17 protein-coding genes are annotated in these 16391 nt (G+C 58.9%); 3 read left to right on the top strand and 14 right to left on the bottom strand.

What is annotated here, in order from left to right; all coding sequences use genetic code 11:
• Positions 1-145: 145 nt before the first annotated feature.
• From GHO03_RS16750 to GHO03_RS16690, 13 genes are all read right to left on the bottom strand, one after another.
• Positions 146-724 (bottom strand): TerD family protein, encoded by a 579-nt coding sequence (locus tag GHO03_RS16750; protein WP_095002490.1) that lies wholly within the window; start codon positions 722-724, stop codon positions 146-148.
• 39 nt (positions 725-763) lie between these two features.
• Complete coding sequence (locus GHO03_RS16745; RefSeq protein WP_016783512.1) at positions 764-1339, bottom strand: TerD family protein; 576 nt, start codon at positions 1337-1339, stop codon at positions 764-766.
• Between the two features lie 26 nt (positions 1340-1365).
• A complete protein-coding gene (locus GHO03_RS16740) occupies positions 1366-2412 on the bottom strand; it encodes a TerC/Alx family metal homeostasis membrane protein (protein WP_095002489.1) in 1047 nt (348 codons plus the stop codon).
• Positions 2413-2419: 7 nt separating this feature from the next.
• Positions 2420-2869: a tellurite resistance TerB family protein gene (locus GHO03_RS16735; RefSeq protein ID WP_095002488.1), complete on the bottom strand. Its 450-nt coding sequence runs from the start codon at positions 2867-2869 to the stop codon at positions 2420-2422.
• A gap of 66 nt (positions 2870-2935) precedes the next feature.
• Complete coding sequence (locus GHO03_RS16730) at positions 2936-4147, bottom strand: TerD family protein (protein WP_095039284.1); 1212 nt, start codon at positions 4145-4147, stop codon at positions 2936-2938.
• Positions 4144-4734, bottom strand: coding sequence for a TerD family protein (locus GHO03_RS16725; RefSeq protein WP_095002486.1), 591 nt, complete (start codon positions 4732-4734; stop codon positions 4144-4146). The genes GHO03_RS16730 and GHO03_RS16725 overlap by 4 nt, the downstream gene beginning before the upstream one ends.
• A 73-nt stretch (positions 4735-4807) precedes the next feature.
• Entirely contained in the window at positions 4808-5485 is a 678-nt protein-coding gene (locus tag GHO03_RS16720) for an HAD family hydrolase (RefSeq protein ID WP_095018727.1), read from the bottom strand.
• Positions 5482-6441: an HpcH/HpaI aldolase/citrate lyase family protein gene (locus GHO03_RS16715; protein ID WP_095020649.1), complete on the bottom strand. Its 960-nt coding sequence runs from the start codon at positions 6439-6441 to the stop codon at positions 5482-5484. The genes GHO03_RS16720 and GHO03_RS16715 overlap by 4 nt, the downstream gene beginning before the upstream one ends.
• Entirely contained in the window at positions 6441-7535 is a 1095-nt protein-coding gene (locus GHO03_RS16710; RefSeq protein WP_095024398.1) for a cysteine protease StiP family protein, read from the bottom strand. Before GHO03_RS16710 ends, GHO03_RS16715 begins: the two co-directional genes overlap by 1 nt.
• A complete protein-coding gene (locus GHO03_RS16705; RefSeq protein WP_153400217.1) occupies positions 7528-8286 on the bottom strand; it encodes a trehalose phosphatase in 759 nt (252 codons plus the stop codon). Before GHO03_RS16705 ends, GHO03_RS16710 begins: the two co-directional genes overlap by 8 nt.
• The gene (locus GHO03_RS16700) at positions 8276-9412 is read right to left on the bottom strand and encodes a phosphoribosyltransferase domain-containing protein (RefSeq protein WP_095020647.1); all 1137 of its coding nucleotides are present in this window, start codon (positions 9410-9412) and stop codon (positions 8276-8278) included. Before GHO03_RS16700 ends, GHO03_RS16705 begins: the two co-directional genes overlap by 11 nt.
• 77 nt (positions 9413-9489) lie before the next feature.
• Entirely contained in the window at positions 9490-10632 is a 1143-nt protein-coding gene (locus tag GHO03_RS16695; RefSeq protein ID WP_153400216.1) for a trypsin-like peptidase domain-containing protein, read from the bottom strand.
• A gap of 40 nt (positions 10633-10672) precedes the next feature.
• Complete coding sequence (locus GHO03_RS16690; RefSeq protein ID WP_153400215.1) at positions 10673-11686, bottom strand: ATP-grasp domain-containing protein; 1014 nt, start codon at positions 11684-11686, stop codon at positions 10673-10675.
• A gap of 176 nt (positions 11687-11862) precedes the next feature.
• Here GHO03_RS16690 and GHO03_RS16685 point away from each other — a divergent pair, with 176 nt between their 5' ends.
• The 3 genes from GHO03_RS16685 (at position 11863) to GHO03_RS16675 (ending at position 15309) form a co-directional block, all read left to right on the top strand.
• On the top strand, positions 11863-13158 hold the full coding sequence (locus GHO03_RS16685; protein ID WP_095024395.1) for a carbohydrate porin: 1296 nt from the start codon (positions 11863-11865) through the stop codon (positions 13156-13158).
• Positions 13159-13249: 91 nt separating this feature from the next.
• Positions 13250-14710 carry a glycosyltransferase family 39 protein gene (locus GHO03_RS16680; RefSeq protein ID WP_153400214.1) on the top strand — a complete coding sequence of 487 codons (1461 nt, stop codon included), beginning with the start codon at positions 13250-13252 and terminating at the stop codon, positions 14708-14710.
• Between the two features lie 92 nt (positions 14711-14802).
• The gene (locus GHO03_RS16675) at positions 14803-15309 is read left to right on the top strand and encodes a hypothetical protein (protein ID WP_095018720.1); all 507 of its coding nucleotides are present in this window, start codon (positions 14803-14805) and stop codon (positions 15307-15309) included.
• 46 nt (positions 15310-15355) lie between these two features.
• Here GHO03_RS16675 and GHO03_RS16670 read toward each other — a convergent pair whose 3' ends face one another.
• Positions 15356-16078, bottom strand: a complete 723-nt coding sequence (locus tag GHO03_RS16670; protein WP_254925256.1) for a histidine phosphatase family protein — start codon at positions 16076-16078, stop codon at positions 15356-15358.
• Positions 16079-16391 lie beyond the last annotated feature (313 nt).

The raw sequence follows: 16391 nt of genomic DNA, 5'->3' as shown, positions 1-16391 counted from the left end.
CGGTGAGCCTTTTGATACGGCCAAGCTTTTCGATGAAAAACACCTATCGAAAGCTTGACCTGCAACAGAGTATCTACAGGTGTTTATACACAAAAAAAAAGGCCCTCCCCGATACCGGGGAGGGCCTTTCGTTTAACGCCGGGGGTTAGCCCAGGTTAACGCCAAAGTTCGAAGCCAATGGCGCCAGGCCACCGGCAAAGCCCTGACCAATTGCCTTGAACTTCCACTCTTCGCCATTGCGATACAGCTCGCCGAACACCATCGCGGTTTCGGTCGAAGCGTCTTCGCTCAGGTCAAAACGTGCCAGCTCCTTGCCGTCAGCCTTGTTCAGAACGCGAATGTAAGCGTTGGATACCTGACCGAAGTTTTGCTTGCGGCCATCCGCTTCGTGAATGGTCACCGCGAAAGCCAGTTTTTTGGCTTCTTGCGACAGACCCGACAGGTTGACGTTTACTTGCTCATCATCACCGTCGCCGGCGCCCGAGCGGTTGTCGCCCTGGTGCACAACGTTGCCGTCGGGCGAAGTCTTGTTGTTGTAGAACACAAAGCTGCCGTCGTTCAGCACTTTGCCGTTCTCACCAACGATAAACACCGAGGCGTCCAGGTCGAACTCCTGACCGTCAGTAACCCGCGGGTCCCAACCCAGGCCTACAACCACTTCGGTCAGGCCAGGTGCTTCTTTGGTCAGGGAGACGTTGCCGCCTTTACTCAGACTTACTGCCATGTTCGTGAACCCTTATATGAAAAGTTGATGGGGTGCAGATTAAAACTTCAGGCCGTAGCTTTCCGCCAATGGCTTGAGACCGCCAGCAAAGCCCTGGCCCACAGCGCGGAACTTCCACTCGGCGCCATTGCGATACAGCTCGGCAAAGATCATCGCGGTTTCGGTGCTGGCGTCTTCTGCCAGGTCATAACGCGCCACTTCACTGTTGTTGTCCTGGTTCACAATGCGGATGAAAGCATTGCGCACCTGACCGAAGTTTTGACGGCGAGCGTCAGCTTCGTGAATGGTCACGGTAAACGCGATCCGGTCGATGTCAGCGGGTACTTTGGACAGGTCGACCTTGATCGCCTCGTCATCACCGTCGCCTTCACCGGTACGGTTGTCGCCCGTGTGTTCAACCGAGCCGTCCACGCTTTTGAGCTGGTTGTAAAAAATGAAATCGGAGTCAGCGCGTACTTTACCGTCAGCCTTGAGCAAGAAAGCGCTCGCATCCAGGTCGAAGTCTTGACCATCGGTGGAGCGAGCATCCCAGCCCAGACCCACGAGGACTTTGGTCATCCCGGGGGCTTCTTTGGACAGAGACAGGTTGCCGCCTTTGGAAAGGGAAAGTGCCATGTGTAATTCTCCTTAGTAATGTGCGATCAAGCTTTCGTGTCGTTGTTAACGTCGGATTGCTCTTCTTCCTTACCGGGAAAGATGATGCTGGCCACGATACCGATAGCCAAGACCACCAACACCACAATCAGACTGGTGTTTGGATCAATTTCATAACCATGGCCAAACAGGTGATCGGTTGCGTTCAGGGCCAGCTTGCCGGCGATAAAGAACAGCAGGGCGATAACCGCTTTTTCCAGGTGCACCAGGTAGCGTTTCAGTGCTTCGAGAACGAAGTACATGGTCCGCAGACCCAGAATGGCGAACATCATGGCCGAGTACACGATCAAGGGTTCACGGCTCACGGCAATCACTGCCGGTACGGAGTCGAAGGCAAACAGAATGTCTGAAACCTCAACCACCACCACACACAAAAACAGTGGGGTAGCAAAAAGAGCGCCCTTGCCTACAAGAGTCATTCCCTTGTTCTGCGGCTTCGTGATCTCTTTTTCAAGCTCTTTGCGTGAAACAAAGAAATTATGCCCGTGCAGTTTCGGCCAGACCGGGAACAGTTTTTTCGCAAAACGGTAGGCGATGTGCTTGGAGTAATCCTCCTCCTCATCCTCTTCCTTGCTGCGCAACATCATCACTGCGGTCCAGGCCACGACCACGGCAAACAGCACTTCGACCCAAGGGCCAAACGCCAGCAGGCCAGTACCGATCGCCACGAAAATCAGGCGGAACACAATGGCGCCGATGATGCCCCAGTACAGAACCCGGTGACGCAATGCGTCCGGGATCTTGAACCAGGCAAAGATCGCCATGAACACGAACAGGTTGTCGACGCTGAGTACTTTCTCCAGCGCATAACCGGTAACGAACAGGCTGGCCACACTTGGGCCGTGGGCCACATACAGGTAGCCCGCAAACATGAGCGAGATCACCACCCAGAACACCGACCAGACGGCGGCGTTGGTCAGCGAGACCGGTTTATCGCTTTTGTGGGTAAACAGGTCGATTGCCAGAGCAATGACCGCCAGAGCCACAAATACAGCGATGGTAGTTGGCGGAAAGCCAATTGCCGTGTTTTCCATGATGTCCTCAGAGATCAAAATCGCCAGGGTTCAGCCCCAGCTCATTGCAGATAGTGCGGCAGGCAGCCCGCTCACTTTCATCGAAGTTGCCGTCGGCGCTACCGATTGCGCAGCAAACACGCACCAGCAGGCGGGCGGCATCTTCTTTTTTACGTAGCTGACCGATAGATTTCAGCGCTTCAGCGCGACCGATCTGCTGGTCAAATTCAAACTTTTCACACACGGCGTTGAAAGCTTTGATCACGTCCTTGACGTCAAAGACCTTCAATTCATTGGAGTTTTGAATAAATCCGACCATTTTCTGTTTTTCGTCGCTGCTGATATTGCCATCGGCAGCGGCCACCAGTGCGCAACCGGAAACCACGGCTTCCATAAACTCACGGTTCTTGAATTTGCTGACTTCCGCCGAGAGCTTGTCACGGGCGGCGCTTGCGTTGGTTTTGAGCCATTCGAGCATTGGAGTCACCTTGTCAGAAATTGCAGGTACGGCGCCTGTTTCATCAGGCGGCCACTTACAGAGCGCTCATTTGGAGCCGGCAGCCCAGCGCATACCCCAACCAAACGCTTTATCCATGTCAGAGTGGCCCTTGAAGAATTCAACCCGACGGTTGACCTTCACACTGCCACCGACGTTTTCGAGCAAAGCAATGGCGCACATGCCTTTGGTCCCGCCCTCTTCGCTCAGGCGCACTTCAATCGGCGGCTCACCCGGGATGTACAAGGTGATGACACCGTCAGTCGCCTGCCAGTTCGGGGCACCTTCGTAGATGAACGCGTAAACCAGCACGCGACGCATCTTGCGCCACTCCTTGCCATTGATGCGCAACCACTCGCCGTCACTTACCGAGCCGGTGCGGTCGTCGCCCATCAACTGGATAAACGGCTCGTCACGGAAATCACCGAAGGCATTGCCCAGGGCCTGTACCGCGCCTTTGCGGCCGTTCTCCATTTCGTACAGGCAGCCCACGTCCAGGTCGATCCCGCCCGACTTGCCGCGCAGCGAAGCAAAGAAGCCGCCGCCCCCGGCGTTGGGGTTGGTACGGTTCCAGTTGAGGTTGATCTTGATCTCGCCGAAGTCACCGTCCTTTTTCTCAAGGCTGATGGACGGACGCTGCTTGTCCAGGGTGATCTTCGACAGATTGATCTTCGCTGCCGGTGCCGGTGCCGGTGCTGGAGGCGCTGGAGGTGGCGTCGGCGCTGCTGCCGGAGCAGGAGCAGGAGCAGGAGCAGGAGCCGCAATATCAACCCCAAAGTGCTCGGCCAAGGGCGCAAGGCCACCGGCAAAGCCCTGTGCTACGCAGCGGAACTTCCACACGCCCTGACGGCGATAGAACTCGCCGAGGATCAACGCGGTTTCCTGCATGCCCTGGGTCGGAATCGGTGCTTCGATGCCGCCGCTCACCGTTACGGTCAACTGCGGGAAGGCGTCGAAACGGGCCTTGTTCTCATAGATGGTTGCGGTGAGGGCGACTTTTTCGATGGCCTGATCAATGGCGTCCAGATTGACGCTGAACACACTGCGACCTGCAGCCGATTCCACCAGCTTGACCGCGCCATTATTGACGCTTTGCTGGCCGAAGAAGCACATGTCGTTGTCGCCACGCACCTTGCCCGACTCATTGAGCAAAAACGCAGAAACGTCCAGGTCCGCGCCGGTCACCGGTGTATAGCTGACGGTGACGCTCAGGGTACCGCTGGCAACGCCGGTGTTGGCGCCCGGGGTCAATGTGGTCATGAGCGCACCGCCTGGGCTGCGTCAGTGGCCAGATCCTGGGCGGTACGGCCATTGGCCACGGTGCCGATGGCGGTCAGGTCCCAGCCCGCCGATGTGCGGCTGATGTATGCCATGACCACGCCGGTGTGACGGCCCTTGTCCGACAGGTTGAAGCGCGCCAGCTCTTTGCCGGTCAGCTCGTCAACGATACGGCAGTAGGCGTTTTCTACCGCTTCGAAATTTTGCCCGGTAAACGAGTTCACGGTAAACACCAGGTGCTTGACCCCGGCCGGCAGCTGCTCCAGGTTGACCTGGATCGACTCGTCGTCGCCATCGCCCTCACCCGTGCGGTTGTCGCCGGAGTGCACGATGGAGCCGTCTTTGGACTTGAGCTGGCGAAACCACACCAGGTCCAGCGGTTGTTTGGCACTGTCGAGCAGGATGCACGAAGCATCCAGGTCGATGGCGGTATCACTGCTCAGCAGCTTGGCGAAAAAACCGCTGGGCTTGACCGGATCCCAGCCCAGGCCCATGCGAATTTTCTTGAGACCGGCTCCCGCTTCTTTCTCGAGAGAGATGGTTTGATTCTTGGACAGCGAAATGGCCATGAAACGTCTCCTTGTCTGCACTGAAGCACGATAGGTAATTACTGATTATTGACATGCTTTGCTTGCGCCTGGCTTACAGCTCCTCGCGCAAGCACACGTCAAGTGGCCGCTTGCGACGCCACAGTGCGTGAAATTCACGCCAATGCGGCTCTTGAGCGGCTCCGAGCATCTGTTCATCGCCCCGGGTGTCACCCCAGGCACGCAGTGTGTATTGGTCCAGAGGCCCGTATTGCGCCTCCAGCCGAATGACTTTTTGTTCACAGCGACAGTTGGTGCCCTCGATATCCCCGGTCAGCACGCCATCGACTGAGGCCAGCCGTGTACCGATCAAGCCGATACCGAGTTTTTTGGCAAAAGGTGTGAGCACCAGTTCAGGGGACGCCGAGCAAATTGTTACCTTGGCGCCCTGCTCAATCTGGTTGGCGACGGATGTTAAGCCCAAAGGCCGCATCAGACGCTGCCAGGAAACGTCACAAAATGCTTCAGCGCGCTCCTTTACCCAGGCCTCTTTGGCGCCGGTCAGGTAGACCGCGATCAGTTTCTCTTTCAAATCATTGCGAGAAATCCTGCCCAGCAGGTAGCACGCCGTGGCCGGAATCATCCGCAACAGGCGCATCGCGAACAGGCGATTGCCAAAGGCAAAGCGCAAAAACGGCACAAAGCTGTCGTGATAGGTCAGTGTGCCATCGAAGTCGAACGCTGACAGAACCTGCTTGTTGCCTTTGTCCGATGTATTCAAAACGTCGTTCAACCCACTAATTCAGCCAATCTCAGGCTGCCTCCAAAAGTGTCTGTCGGGCAGGCGACTTCAGGGCGAACCCCTTGCCAATGTGCCCGTTCAATAATTGTTTGCGCCCATTTGTAATGGGTCGCAGGTTCGCACATGGCGTCGTTGAACTTGAACACCGCAGGCGCCGCCTCACTCAATATTTGGCGTGCGCTGTTGAGATCTTCAAGGCTGACTTGCAACGCCCTGTGGATAACTGCAATTTGTGACGGGTGAATCGCAGTTTTCCCTACAAGCCCGTGAGCCATATCCAGCGCCAGTTCCTGATCCAGCACGTGTGGCGTATTGAGCTGCTCGAACACCGGTGCGGTCAGGGCAAAACCTGCCGAGCCCATGATCCCGCACAACATGGGAATCACATAGCTCATGGGCGTGCTGTACAGGGTCATGGTTTGTGGACGACGCAAACCCAGGCAGCCCATCAGGTCGTTGCCACCGATGCGCAGGGCAATAATGCGCTCAGGCAACAGCTCCAGCATGGCGCTGCGCAGCTCTACCATGGCATTGGGCACAAAGACTTCCGGGGTTTCCAGAGTGGGCATCAGCATCAGGTCGTCGCGGGTCACCGCCTGCTGCCACTCGCGGATATTGCCCAGGCTGAGTTTGGGCACCACAAAACCGTCGACATGGCGCATCAGCGACCAATCATTAAGCACCGCTGCCATTGCCGCATCACGCGGGCGCACAAACAGGATCGGCCCGCTCGACGGACGGCCGCCACGCGCCTCGATGCCCAACAGCAGGTTCTTGAGGTTGTTCAGCCCCTGCTGCACGTCGATTTCGGCCACGGCGTCTTCCAGGCACACCACCAGCGAGCGTAAACCCTGGATCTTCTCGCCCAGCACCACATCCAGAATATCGGGACGGGTGGCCGGCATATAAAGTGTGGCGCCCAAGGCATAGGCTGAATGCTTGATCATCAGCGAACACTCCTGATTACGGTCACCGCGCGATACGGCCCCAGTTCATCACCGACTTCCTGGACCTCGATATTGGCCTGGCGCGTCAGGTGCAACAGCAGTTGCACGTCCTGATCGTCAAGGTTGCGCACCAGCACGTGGTCCGGTACCCGGCGCATCACGGCGCGGGTGGCCTCGGCGATACCCGGTTTGACCCGGTTGGGGTTGGTCACCGCAAACCGCGTCGAGATACGTTCGACCGCGGCTACCGCCGAGTGTTGCAAGGCTGCGGCCTGATCCAGTGTCCAGGGTTGCGCAGCGGCCAACGGGGCAAGCTGTGCCCGCTCGGTTTCGATGCTGTGGATAAAACTCATGGTCACGTCGTGTTCCGCCAAATGGTCATACACCACGCAACCATGCAGGCCCGGGGTTTGCGGCCAGATGGAACGAGAAACCAGCCCGGAAACCGTAGCCCCCAGAATGCCCGAGGGGATCAGCCAGTCTTCAGCGGACGCCGCCAGCCAGGCGCGGCCACAAGGGTCCGCCAACACCACCAGGCGTGGGTCTGCCGGGAAACGCGAGTCTCCCGCCAGGCTTTCGCGGATCTGGCCGCTGATCGCGCCCTTGCCGGTCCAGCCATCGACAAACACGATGTTTTCGGCACCGTGGCTCTTGATGATAGCTTCGAGTGCGACGTTGTCGATTCCACGGTCACGAATAATGCTGATGCCGTAATGCGCAGCCTCGCGCCCCAGATCAAGCAGCGCCCTGCGCAGCAGTACACCCAGCGGTAAACCGGCGCGCACAAAGGACACCAGCGCAATCGAGGGGCCGTTGTAGCGCTCATTCAAGGCCAGCGCCAGCGCCTGCACATCGGCCGCCATGCGCGCGCCATTTTGCGTCAGGGCACGCTGGTAAAGGCTTTTATGGGTGTCGGACGGTGCATGTTCCTGGCTGATCATCTCGGAGTAATGGCGTTGCCGGGTCTGGATCAGCCGCTCTTTTTCCTGCACGTCGGTGACTTCAATCTGCAGGGCGCGCAGTAAAAAGTGCACGTCATCGGCGTCATAGCTGCCACTGCCGACGGTTTCCAGGCCTGCGAAAGCATTACTCATGGTCGACGCTCGCCAGCACATGAGCGGCCAACTGCCCGCGTTTGGGCGTGCCCCACCAGTCGCACTCGGCCATAAAGCCCAGATCCGACACACTGTCACCGAAGCCCAGCAACGGGCGCTTGCCGTTGATCGCCTGATCGCGGCGGATCCACTCACGTACCGCTTCACGCTTTTGCAGGGTGATGGGCAGAAACGCCAGGTTGTTGCCATTGCCGTGTACATACAGGCCATCGAGCAACCCGCGCGCCTTGACCTCGGCCAATACGACGAGCAGCGCTTCGTCGGTTTCGTTGTTGTGCTTGGTGACCACGTAATTGGCCAGGCCCTGCTCTTCAACCACCCAGCCACGCAACGAAAAGCCAAGTTCGGCACCAATGGCCAGGATTTGCTCGCTCAGTTGATGCAACCGGGTTTGCTCAAGGGCCAGTTCGTCGCACATGCGCGCATGCCAGACCGGGTCCAGCGAGCCGTCGGGCTTGAGAATCACGCCGCCGTGGGCACACACCGCGCCGTGGACGAACGGCAATTGCACACGTTGATAGGCCTCGATGCTGCGAGCAGTTACGGGGACGACATCGCTGGTGGCCAGCAGCCATTCCACAAAGCTCTTTTGTGTTGCGCTCATAAAGCCGTTGGGCTGGCCGTCCACATCCAGGGTGGCGGCAAAGCGTGGCTCATCACCCATTTTGCGGGCGGTTTGAAACAGGGTGTCGTCCAGATCAACGAACACCAGAGGACGATTACTGCTCATCAACGATTACCTGCGCATTCAACGCGCTAACCAGCGCCGGATCGACCGCAGCTGCCGGGGTTTCGCTGCAGATCAGCACCCGGTCGAACTGGCCGGGGGCGACGTTATAAAGAAAGTTGGGGATACCCAGGCCATAGTTGTCCGAGAACGACAATGCATGATCGATGCAATGGCCCAAGGCAATGGGCGAGCGGCTGGTGGAGCTGAAGCGCACGTCGGCGCCCGCCCGCTCAAGGCGCTCGGCCAGCAGAAACGGGCGCCAGACAAATTCGCTGGTGCCGACCACCAAGACCCGTTCACCAGGGGCGACCTGCAGATCGGGCGCCAGGGTATCAAGGTGTTCGCGAACGCCCATGCGCCCCCAGTCACGGCTGGCATCAAGTGCCCAGTCGCCCTGGGCCACGCTGCCCACTTCGGGCATTTGAGGGAGCTCTGCGGTGGTATCTTCGGCGAACGTGTAGCGACCATCGAGCAAAGAGACGCTGCTGACATGATCGCCCATGGCCTTGCGCACAGCGTCCCGGGACCAGTCGGTCAGGGTCGTGGTGACAATACGTTCGACCGAGTTGAGCCCCGCCTCGGCCAGCGCCCGGGACAGATTGATAAAGGTATTGCCGGTAGAGGCTTCATCGTCCACCAGCACCAGCGAGCGGGCGTTGAGCATCATCTCGCGGGTGTGTGCGTCTTGCGGCAAATGCAGCAGATGCGAGCTGGCGTGACTGTGCTCTTCTTCAAAACGGGCAAACAGTTCACTGCCCGTAGGGTGGCGGCTGCTGCACAGGTACACGCTGTCATCACGGGTCTGGCTGAGCGCGCGGTGCACGCCAGCACCCAGGCCAACGGCGGTTTCAGCCATGCCGATAACCAGCACCGGGCCGGGCAGGTCGGCAGGGATTTTTGCAGCCAGGGCATTGAAGCTTTCCGCCATCAGTGACGGCCGTGCCGGGATATGACGCCCCAATACACGGGAAACGAATAAAAAGGCGCGCTTGGGGTTTCGGCGCTCGGCAAAATCGAAAAGTGCCTGTGGCTCAAAGGTCGATGCATTGACCTCTACCTCCAGACGACCGCGCTTGAGGTTTGCATGCAATACCTTGGGTTCGGTCTTGGAATTACCGCTGTTCATTGATGTTTACTACCTGAACATACTGAAAAAATGGGGGACGATTAGGGAGACGGGGGGTTAAGACAAGTAAAAAATGGTTACTGAAGATGGCTGGCGTCAATCCGCCACAGTCCAGCCTGCGAAGCGCGTACCAACTCCGGCGTGCTCAACGAACGTTCACTGCACCCGCGCCGGGCCGGTACACGGGCTGCCTCAAGGAACGCCAGTACCAGTGCCGACTTGACAGCAAAGTTCATGTTCTGCGCATCCGCCATGCTCGAGGTCACCAGGCCACTGACCAATCCTTGCGGGTCAAACACCGGGCTTCCGCTGGAGCCGGGCTGAATCGGTGCGGTGAACTGCATCAGGCTGGCATCGTCGCGAAGGCCAAACAGGCCCGAAACCACACCTTGGGAAACTTGCACGCCACCGCCTGCCAGCCCGGCGAGCGGAAACCCCAGGGTGACGACACTTTCGCCCAGCTCACAGCCCACGCCCTCACGAAAAGTCACCGGGTTCAAAGGGGGGGCACCAATGACCCGCAGCAAAGCGAGGTCGTTCTTGCGATCGACCACCACAGACTCCGCCTTGTATCGACCTTCAAAGGACGTAATCGACAATTGCTCGAGGCCTTCAATGACATGAGCACAGGTCAAAATATGCTGGGTGCTTACGGCAAAACCAGTACCTGTAGCCCCTTGGCGCGCAACGCTGTCGTCTGATGCCTCAGGTCTCATGCGTTGCGGATGACGATCATCCAGAGCCAGCCCCAGGCGTCGGGCAAACGCGCTCAAGCCGTAGGCGGACGCTTCGGCGAGTGCGCGGATTTTCCATTGATCGTTGCGTCGGTACACCTCGGCAATGACCATTGCGCCATCACCGAACTCATCCAGTGCCAGACTGTGCTCGATCTGCTCACCGACCTTGAGCCGGAACTGGCCGAGTTCACGTAACGGACCCAGCGCGCCGAACACATAGAGCACTAGCAATACACGCTCACAATCTGCAGGCAATTGTTCCAGCACCAGGCTGAAGCGTGCCAGGCCGGCAGTGTCATGCCATGCCAGCCAGGGTTGCGGGGCGTGTATCAGCACAGGCTCCCCGACGGGTTGGCGCTTGCCATCCACGGCCAGCAACGCCAGCCCCGCATAGTCACCCAATGCGCCCGCTCGCGAGCAGGTCAGGCTCATCTCACAACGCACAGATTCAAGGGCCGCATTGGCGCCCGGCATCAATATCATCGCTTGTGACTCCCCTGTGCCCGCGACAAACAAGAGCTGATCACCTTAACAGCTCTTCTCCGCGAACCGGAACCACCACCGTGATTGCCTTGACCTGCACATTCTCGCGCCATGTACTGGCTGGCACGGGCAGGCCCAGGCGGCGTGCGGCAAAGATACCCGGCAGGTTGACTCCGGCTTCGCGGGTGTAGCCGATACCGCCAGAATAGCGCAGGTTGATCTCCAGCAAATGCGGCTGGCCTGCGGCATCATCCCGGGTCTGCACATTGACGATACCGTCGCACTTGAAGTGCCGCGCCGCCTTGATCGCCAGTTCGACCGCCGCACCGTGGCGCTCGAATGTCTGCATCAGGCCCTGCTTGCGCCGCCCCACATAGGCCACGGCCTCGCCCGCCTCACAGACCATGTCCACCGAGCATTCGCTGCCGGGCATATAAGGCATCACCAGCAACGGTTGGGGCGCATCCGATTGACCGTAGGCCTGGGCAAACACCGCCGCATTGACTTCATGGGCGTCGGCATTGGCAAAACTGCGAAACGGGTCCACGTTATCGGCCAAACGCCAAAAGCCCTGGCCGTAAATACCGCGCGTCGGTTTTACACACACCTGGCCGTCGCGGGCCAACTGGGCGTAAGCCGTCTCCAGTTCAGCCTGGGTGCTCACCGTCATCGCCGGGATGCAGGCCAGACCCGCCGCCAACGCCTCGCGAGTAAACGCTGATTTGTCGTCGACCCGCTCAAAGGTGTCCAGATCCAGAGCGCCAGTAACCAGTTGCAACCCGGCCGCTTCGAACTCGGCGCGGTGCGCTTCATATACCTGACCCACACGCCCGGCCAGCACCACCTTGATCTGCCGGGCGCGGGCCTGCTCGATCACCCAGCCGATGCGCTCCTGATTGTCTTGCGGCTCCCGCCAGGCGACATCCGCCAATCCGGTGATTTCAGGGCGATTTTGGCGGTGCGAGGCGAAAATTTGCACGGTGTCCGGCAGCGCCGCCCGGGCACCTGCAATCACATCGCGTTGGCTCGATTGCCCTTCAAGAAACCAGATCATGAACATCCCTTGGTACGGATAAACGCGGGAGTCTAGCGGATGGCCGCTACCAACGCCCTTAGTCATTAGAGGGAGGTCGTGTAACCAAATATGAAATTAATTAACTAAATAGTTCATAATGTGCGGCATCGTGTCGCGCCCCGTCGCCGACACTTCATATAAAGGAGCTTCTGTAGATGTTTTTCTCTTCCCGCGCCCTGCTGAACACCAGCCTGTGCGGCGGCTTGTCATTGCTGGCCTTGACGCCTGCCTGCGTACTGGCCGACACCACCGACAACCTGATGAACCGTTCGACCCTGACCGGCGACTGGGGCGGCGAGCGCCAAAAGCTGATCGACAAGGGCATCAAGCTGACCGGTGATTACAACTCCGAAACCTTCTCCAACTTGCATGGCGGGATCAAGCACGGCACCCGTTACTCGCAACAAGTGCGTATCGGTGCCCAGTTCGACCTGAGCAAAATACTGGGTAGCGCCGATGCTGGCCTGGTGCAAATCACCGTCAATGATCGTCGCGGTCACAGCGCCTCCGAAGACCTCGTAGGCAACCGCCTGCCAATCCAGGAAAACGCCGGCGGCAACTACACCCGCCTGTCCGAGTTCAGCTACCAGCGCACGCTGTTTTCCGAAGACCTGACCACCAAGGTTGGCTTTATGCCAATGGGCAACGATTTTGGCGGCATGCCGCTGTTGACCAGCTTCGTCAACGCCGGTTTCTGCGCGCATCCGCTGACCCAGTCCAATGGCAGCGGCTGGACCAACTACCCCACCGGCCACTGGGGCGGCGAACTGCGCTACACCGTCAGCCCGGCCCTGACCCTGCAAACCGCCGTGTTCCAGGTCAACCCCGAATACAACAGTCGCTCCTCCGAAGCCTTCAGCATGACCACCAAAGGCACTACCGGAGCGATCATGCCGCTGGAAGCGATCTTCACCAACAACGCCTGGCTCAATGGCCAATACAAAGTGGGCTGGTACTACGACACCTCCAATACCCGCAAGATTGGCAGCACGCAAAAAGCCAACAACCGCACCGGCGCCTATGTGCTGGTCGACCAGGCCATCTGGCGTGATGAGCAAGACCCCGAAAGCGTATTGCGCGCCTTTGGCCAGGCATCCAGCAGCAATGCCGCGACCTCGCCTATGCGCCACTGGTACTCGGTAGGCCTGGTCAAACAAAAGCCGTTTGCCAGCCGCCCCAAAGACAGCATCGCCTTTGCCTACGGCCGCGCCGTATTCAACTCGCGCTCCCGCGACGTGCAGGAAGCGGCAGCCAGCAGCCCGGAACAGGCGGACATGATCGCCAGCCTGGACAGCGGCGAGCAGTTGCTGGAGCTCAACTACGGCGCGCAAGTCACGCCGTGGCTGCTGTTGCGCCCGGACCTGCAATACATCATCGAACCAGGGGCTTTCTACGGCGCCAAGCGCAGCAATGCGCTGGTCGCGGGGCTGCAGGTCAAGGCAACGTTCTGACACAAGCGTTTATGTAGCTTTCACAAAGCTTTAAGGTTTGCCCTCCTATACTCCAGTGCAGTACTCCATTCGATTGCTGCCTGGTAGCCCAATGCGTCTGACTCGTCCTGCCCTGCTGTTACTGCTTCTCGGTTGCGTGCTGTTCTTTTTTGCGCTGGGGAATCACCAATTGCAGGGCTCGACAGAGTCCCGCGTGGCAGGCATAGCCATGCAGATGCACCTGAGCGACGATTGGGTAACGCCCAATTTGCTCAATGCCCCCTTCCTGGAAAAACCACCCCTGAGCCTCTGGCTGGATGCAGGAGCCATTCGCGTATTCGGCGGCGAACTGTTCGCCGTACGCCTGGCTTCGGCCTTTGCCGGTCTATTTTGCGTGTTGTTGCTCTATGCAATGCTGCGCAAGCTGGGCCGCCCCACAGCACTGGCCTGGACAGCCGCCGCCATGCTGGCAACCATGGGCATATTTTGGGGCAACACCCGCCAGGTGGGCGAAGATGCCTTGCTCACCCTGGGCGTAACCATGGCCTTGCTGGCGTTTTTTCATGCCAACCGTCAACCCGGTTTTGCCCGGGGCAGCTGGCTGTTATTCGCGACCGGCATCGCCATTGCCACCTTGAGCAAAGGCGTCCTGGGCCTGGCACTGCCGGGCGTGGTGATTTTTGTTTATCTGGTGTGTGAAAGCCTGCTGGAAAAACGCTTCAAGCCGCGCAACTGGCTACGCCCTGCCCTGCTGACCCTATTGGGGCTTATCCCGCTGACGGTCTGGCTGTGCATGCTCTATCAGCGCGGCGGCATGCCGTTAGTCAGCGAACTGCTGCTGACCAACAGCGTTGGCCGTTTTAGCGGTTCCTTTGTCGAGGCCGGGCATTACGAACCCTTTTACTACTACCTGCGAAAACTGCCCGAAGCCTTCCTGCCGTGGAACCTGCTGACCTATCTGGGCCTGTGGCACTTTCGCAAACAATTGCGCAGCAACCCCTTCCTGTTGTTTTTCTGTGTATGGCTGGTCGCGCAATTTGTGCTGCTCAACCTCGCCTCCAGCAAGCGGGCGGTGTACATGATGTCGATGGCCCCTGCGGCTGCAGTGATTGCCGCCGAGTACGCCCGGGTGCTGCTGGGCTGGCTGTACCAAAAAAGCGCGCACTCGACCGTGGCCAAATTCTTCAGCGACAACCATCGCCCGCTTGCCATCGCGCTGCTGGCCGCTCTGGTGGGCGCCTACCTGCTGGCGGCCCATCGGGCACCGCTGACCGACAAGGAACAGTCTTTCCAGCCCCTCGCCGCTGAGGTCATGAGCCTGCAGGCCAGCGGCAAGCAGGTCGCACTGCTGCGGCCCGACGAACGCCTCGGCGCCGTGGTGTTCTACAGCCAGCAGTTGCAGCACACCCTCAGTTCAACCGAAGAGTTGCAGGCATTCCTCAGCGCATCCCCCGACAATATCGCCCTGGTAGAAAACCCCGAGATACCGGGCATGGCCCTCAAGACTCTCGACAAGCTCAGCGTCGGCCGGCACCACTTCTACCTTGTCAGCCTGGCCGCTTCAGCCCCATAAACTTGATCCCGGGCAACGCAACCGCAGATACCGTGGCCGATCACGGCACATTGACTACGCTCCTTGGACAATTCCCGACCAAGGAGCCCGCCATGACCATCGGTATATCCAGCAAAACATTGAGCGACTACGACGCTCACCTGGCCTTCAATACGGCCACCGCCTTCTTGCGCAAATCCGATCTGGCCAACTATCTGATCGATCAGCTAGAGCAGCAGCATGTGAAACTCAATGTCGAGGTCAGCACCGACCCGGCATTGGCCAATCAGGAGGTGTCGAACAACGGCGCGATTCTATGGAACCTGCGCAGCAACCTGTCACCCGGTGCGAACCTGCCTGACGTGGCCGCCCTGCTCAACCGCATCCCCGAGCAACAAAAGCCCTACATCACCAGCCTGTGGGCGCTGATGCACTTGCTCGCCCAGGCGTGCCAGCAATTGAACAACCAGCTCAACTTCCGCGATGCGGATGCGACCTGGCCATGGCTCGACGAAAAAGTGCTCAGCGCCAACGATATCGAAAACGTGGTGGCCCGCGAACTCAGCGACCTGCCATTGCCGGCAGAACAGAACTGGGATCGTTTGTTCAAGCACAATTGAGGGGGATGGGTTGACTCTATGGGCGCGAGCCTGCTCGCGCCCACGATTAGAACTGCGAGGCTTCAAACCCGTGACGGTTGTTCGGGGTGACCACCGGCACGATATTTTTCCAGTCTTTGGGCTCGATATAGCCCAGCATCTGCGGATCCTCGTTCGCGCCATCGGTCTTGATAAACAACGAAGCGCCATAGCCAAACGTGGTGCTGGTTGACAGGTTCATGTCCATCAACAGTTGGTCCATGCATTCGCTGTGGCTCACCAGAATCAGGTTGTGGCCCGCCACTTTGTGCTTGAGAGCATCACGCAGCATGCTGCCGCGGCAGTTGAACAGCCAGTCCTGCGCCTCTACCGGGTGGGCAAACATGGCATCGGCGGTTTGTCGGGCCCGGGTCAGCAGGCTGCTGTGAATATCAGTATGGCTGAGCCCCAACTGCCTGAAGTCTGCGCCCAGCGCCTGAACTGCTGCTTCACCGCGCACCGTCACGCCGTCCATGGGGCCCAGGCACTGGGCCGAGGAACGGTCGCAACGCTCGCCGTGTCGAACCAGCGCAATCACATCACCCTTGGCCCAGCTGTCGGTGAGCAACAATACACGATCGGCATGGCTGGGCTGCGCCAGATCAGGCGGGGCCGCAGGGGCCAGCAGCCTCAATGTCAGCGCAACGGCAAGCGCACTTGCCACGATCACCACCAGCACATTTTTGTAACGGAGCAGAGCACGACGCAACAGCGTACGGTTAATTCCGGTCTGATCAAGACTCAACGTCACGATGCTTATGCCCTCTGCGCCAGCCAGTGATATCACTGACCGACACCCTATGGCGCGAATATGACAACGGGTCGCTTCGCGGCCCGGCGGTATAAACAGACTTGCATAAAGCAGGTCTCTATTAGCTGAACGCAGGCTAAAAAAAGGGAGGTCAGAGGCAGGTGAAACGGATGTGAAAAAAAGCGTAAAAGCGCAATCCAGGCACGCTACTCAAATGGATAGGTTGTTATGTGAACTGGCGCCCAACAAAACGTTTCAGCTCTGGCGAATGCAGCCGATACCCCTCCAACACAACACTCGGCTGGGTCAAAAA

The sequence above is a fragment of the Pseudomonas sp. FSL R10-1339 genome, from assembly GCF_009600545.1.
Classification (GTDB): Bacteria; Pseudomonadota; Gammaproteobacteria; order Pseudomonadales; family Pseudomonadaceae; genus Aquipseudomonas; species Aquipseudomonas bubulae.
The sequence above is the reverse complement of the archived record's forward strand: the minus strand, read 5'-3'. Positions and strand labels throughout refer to the sequence as shown.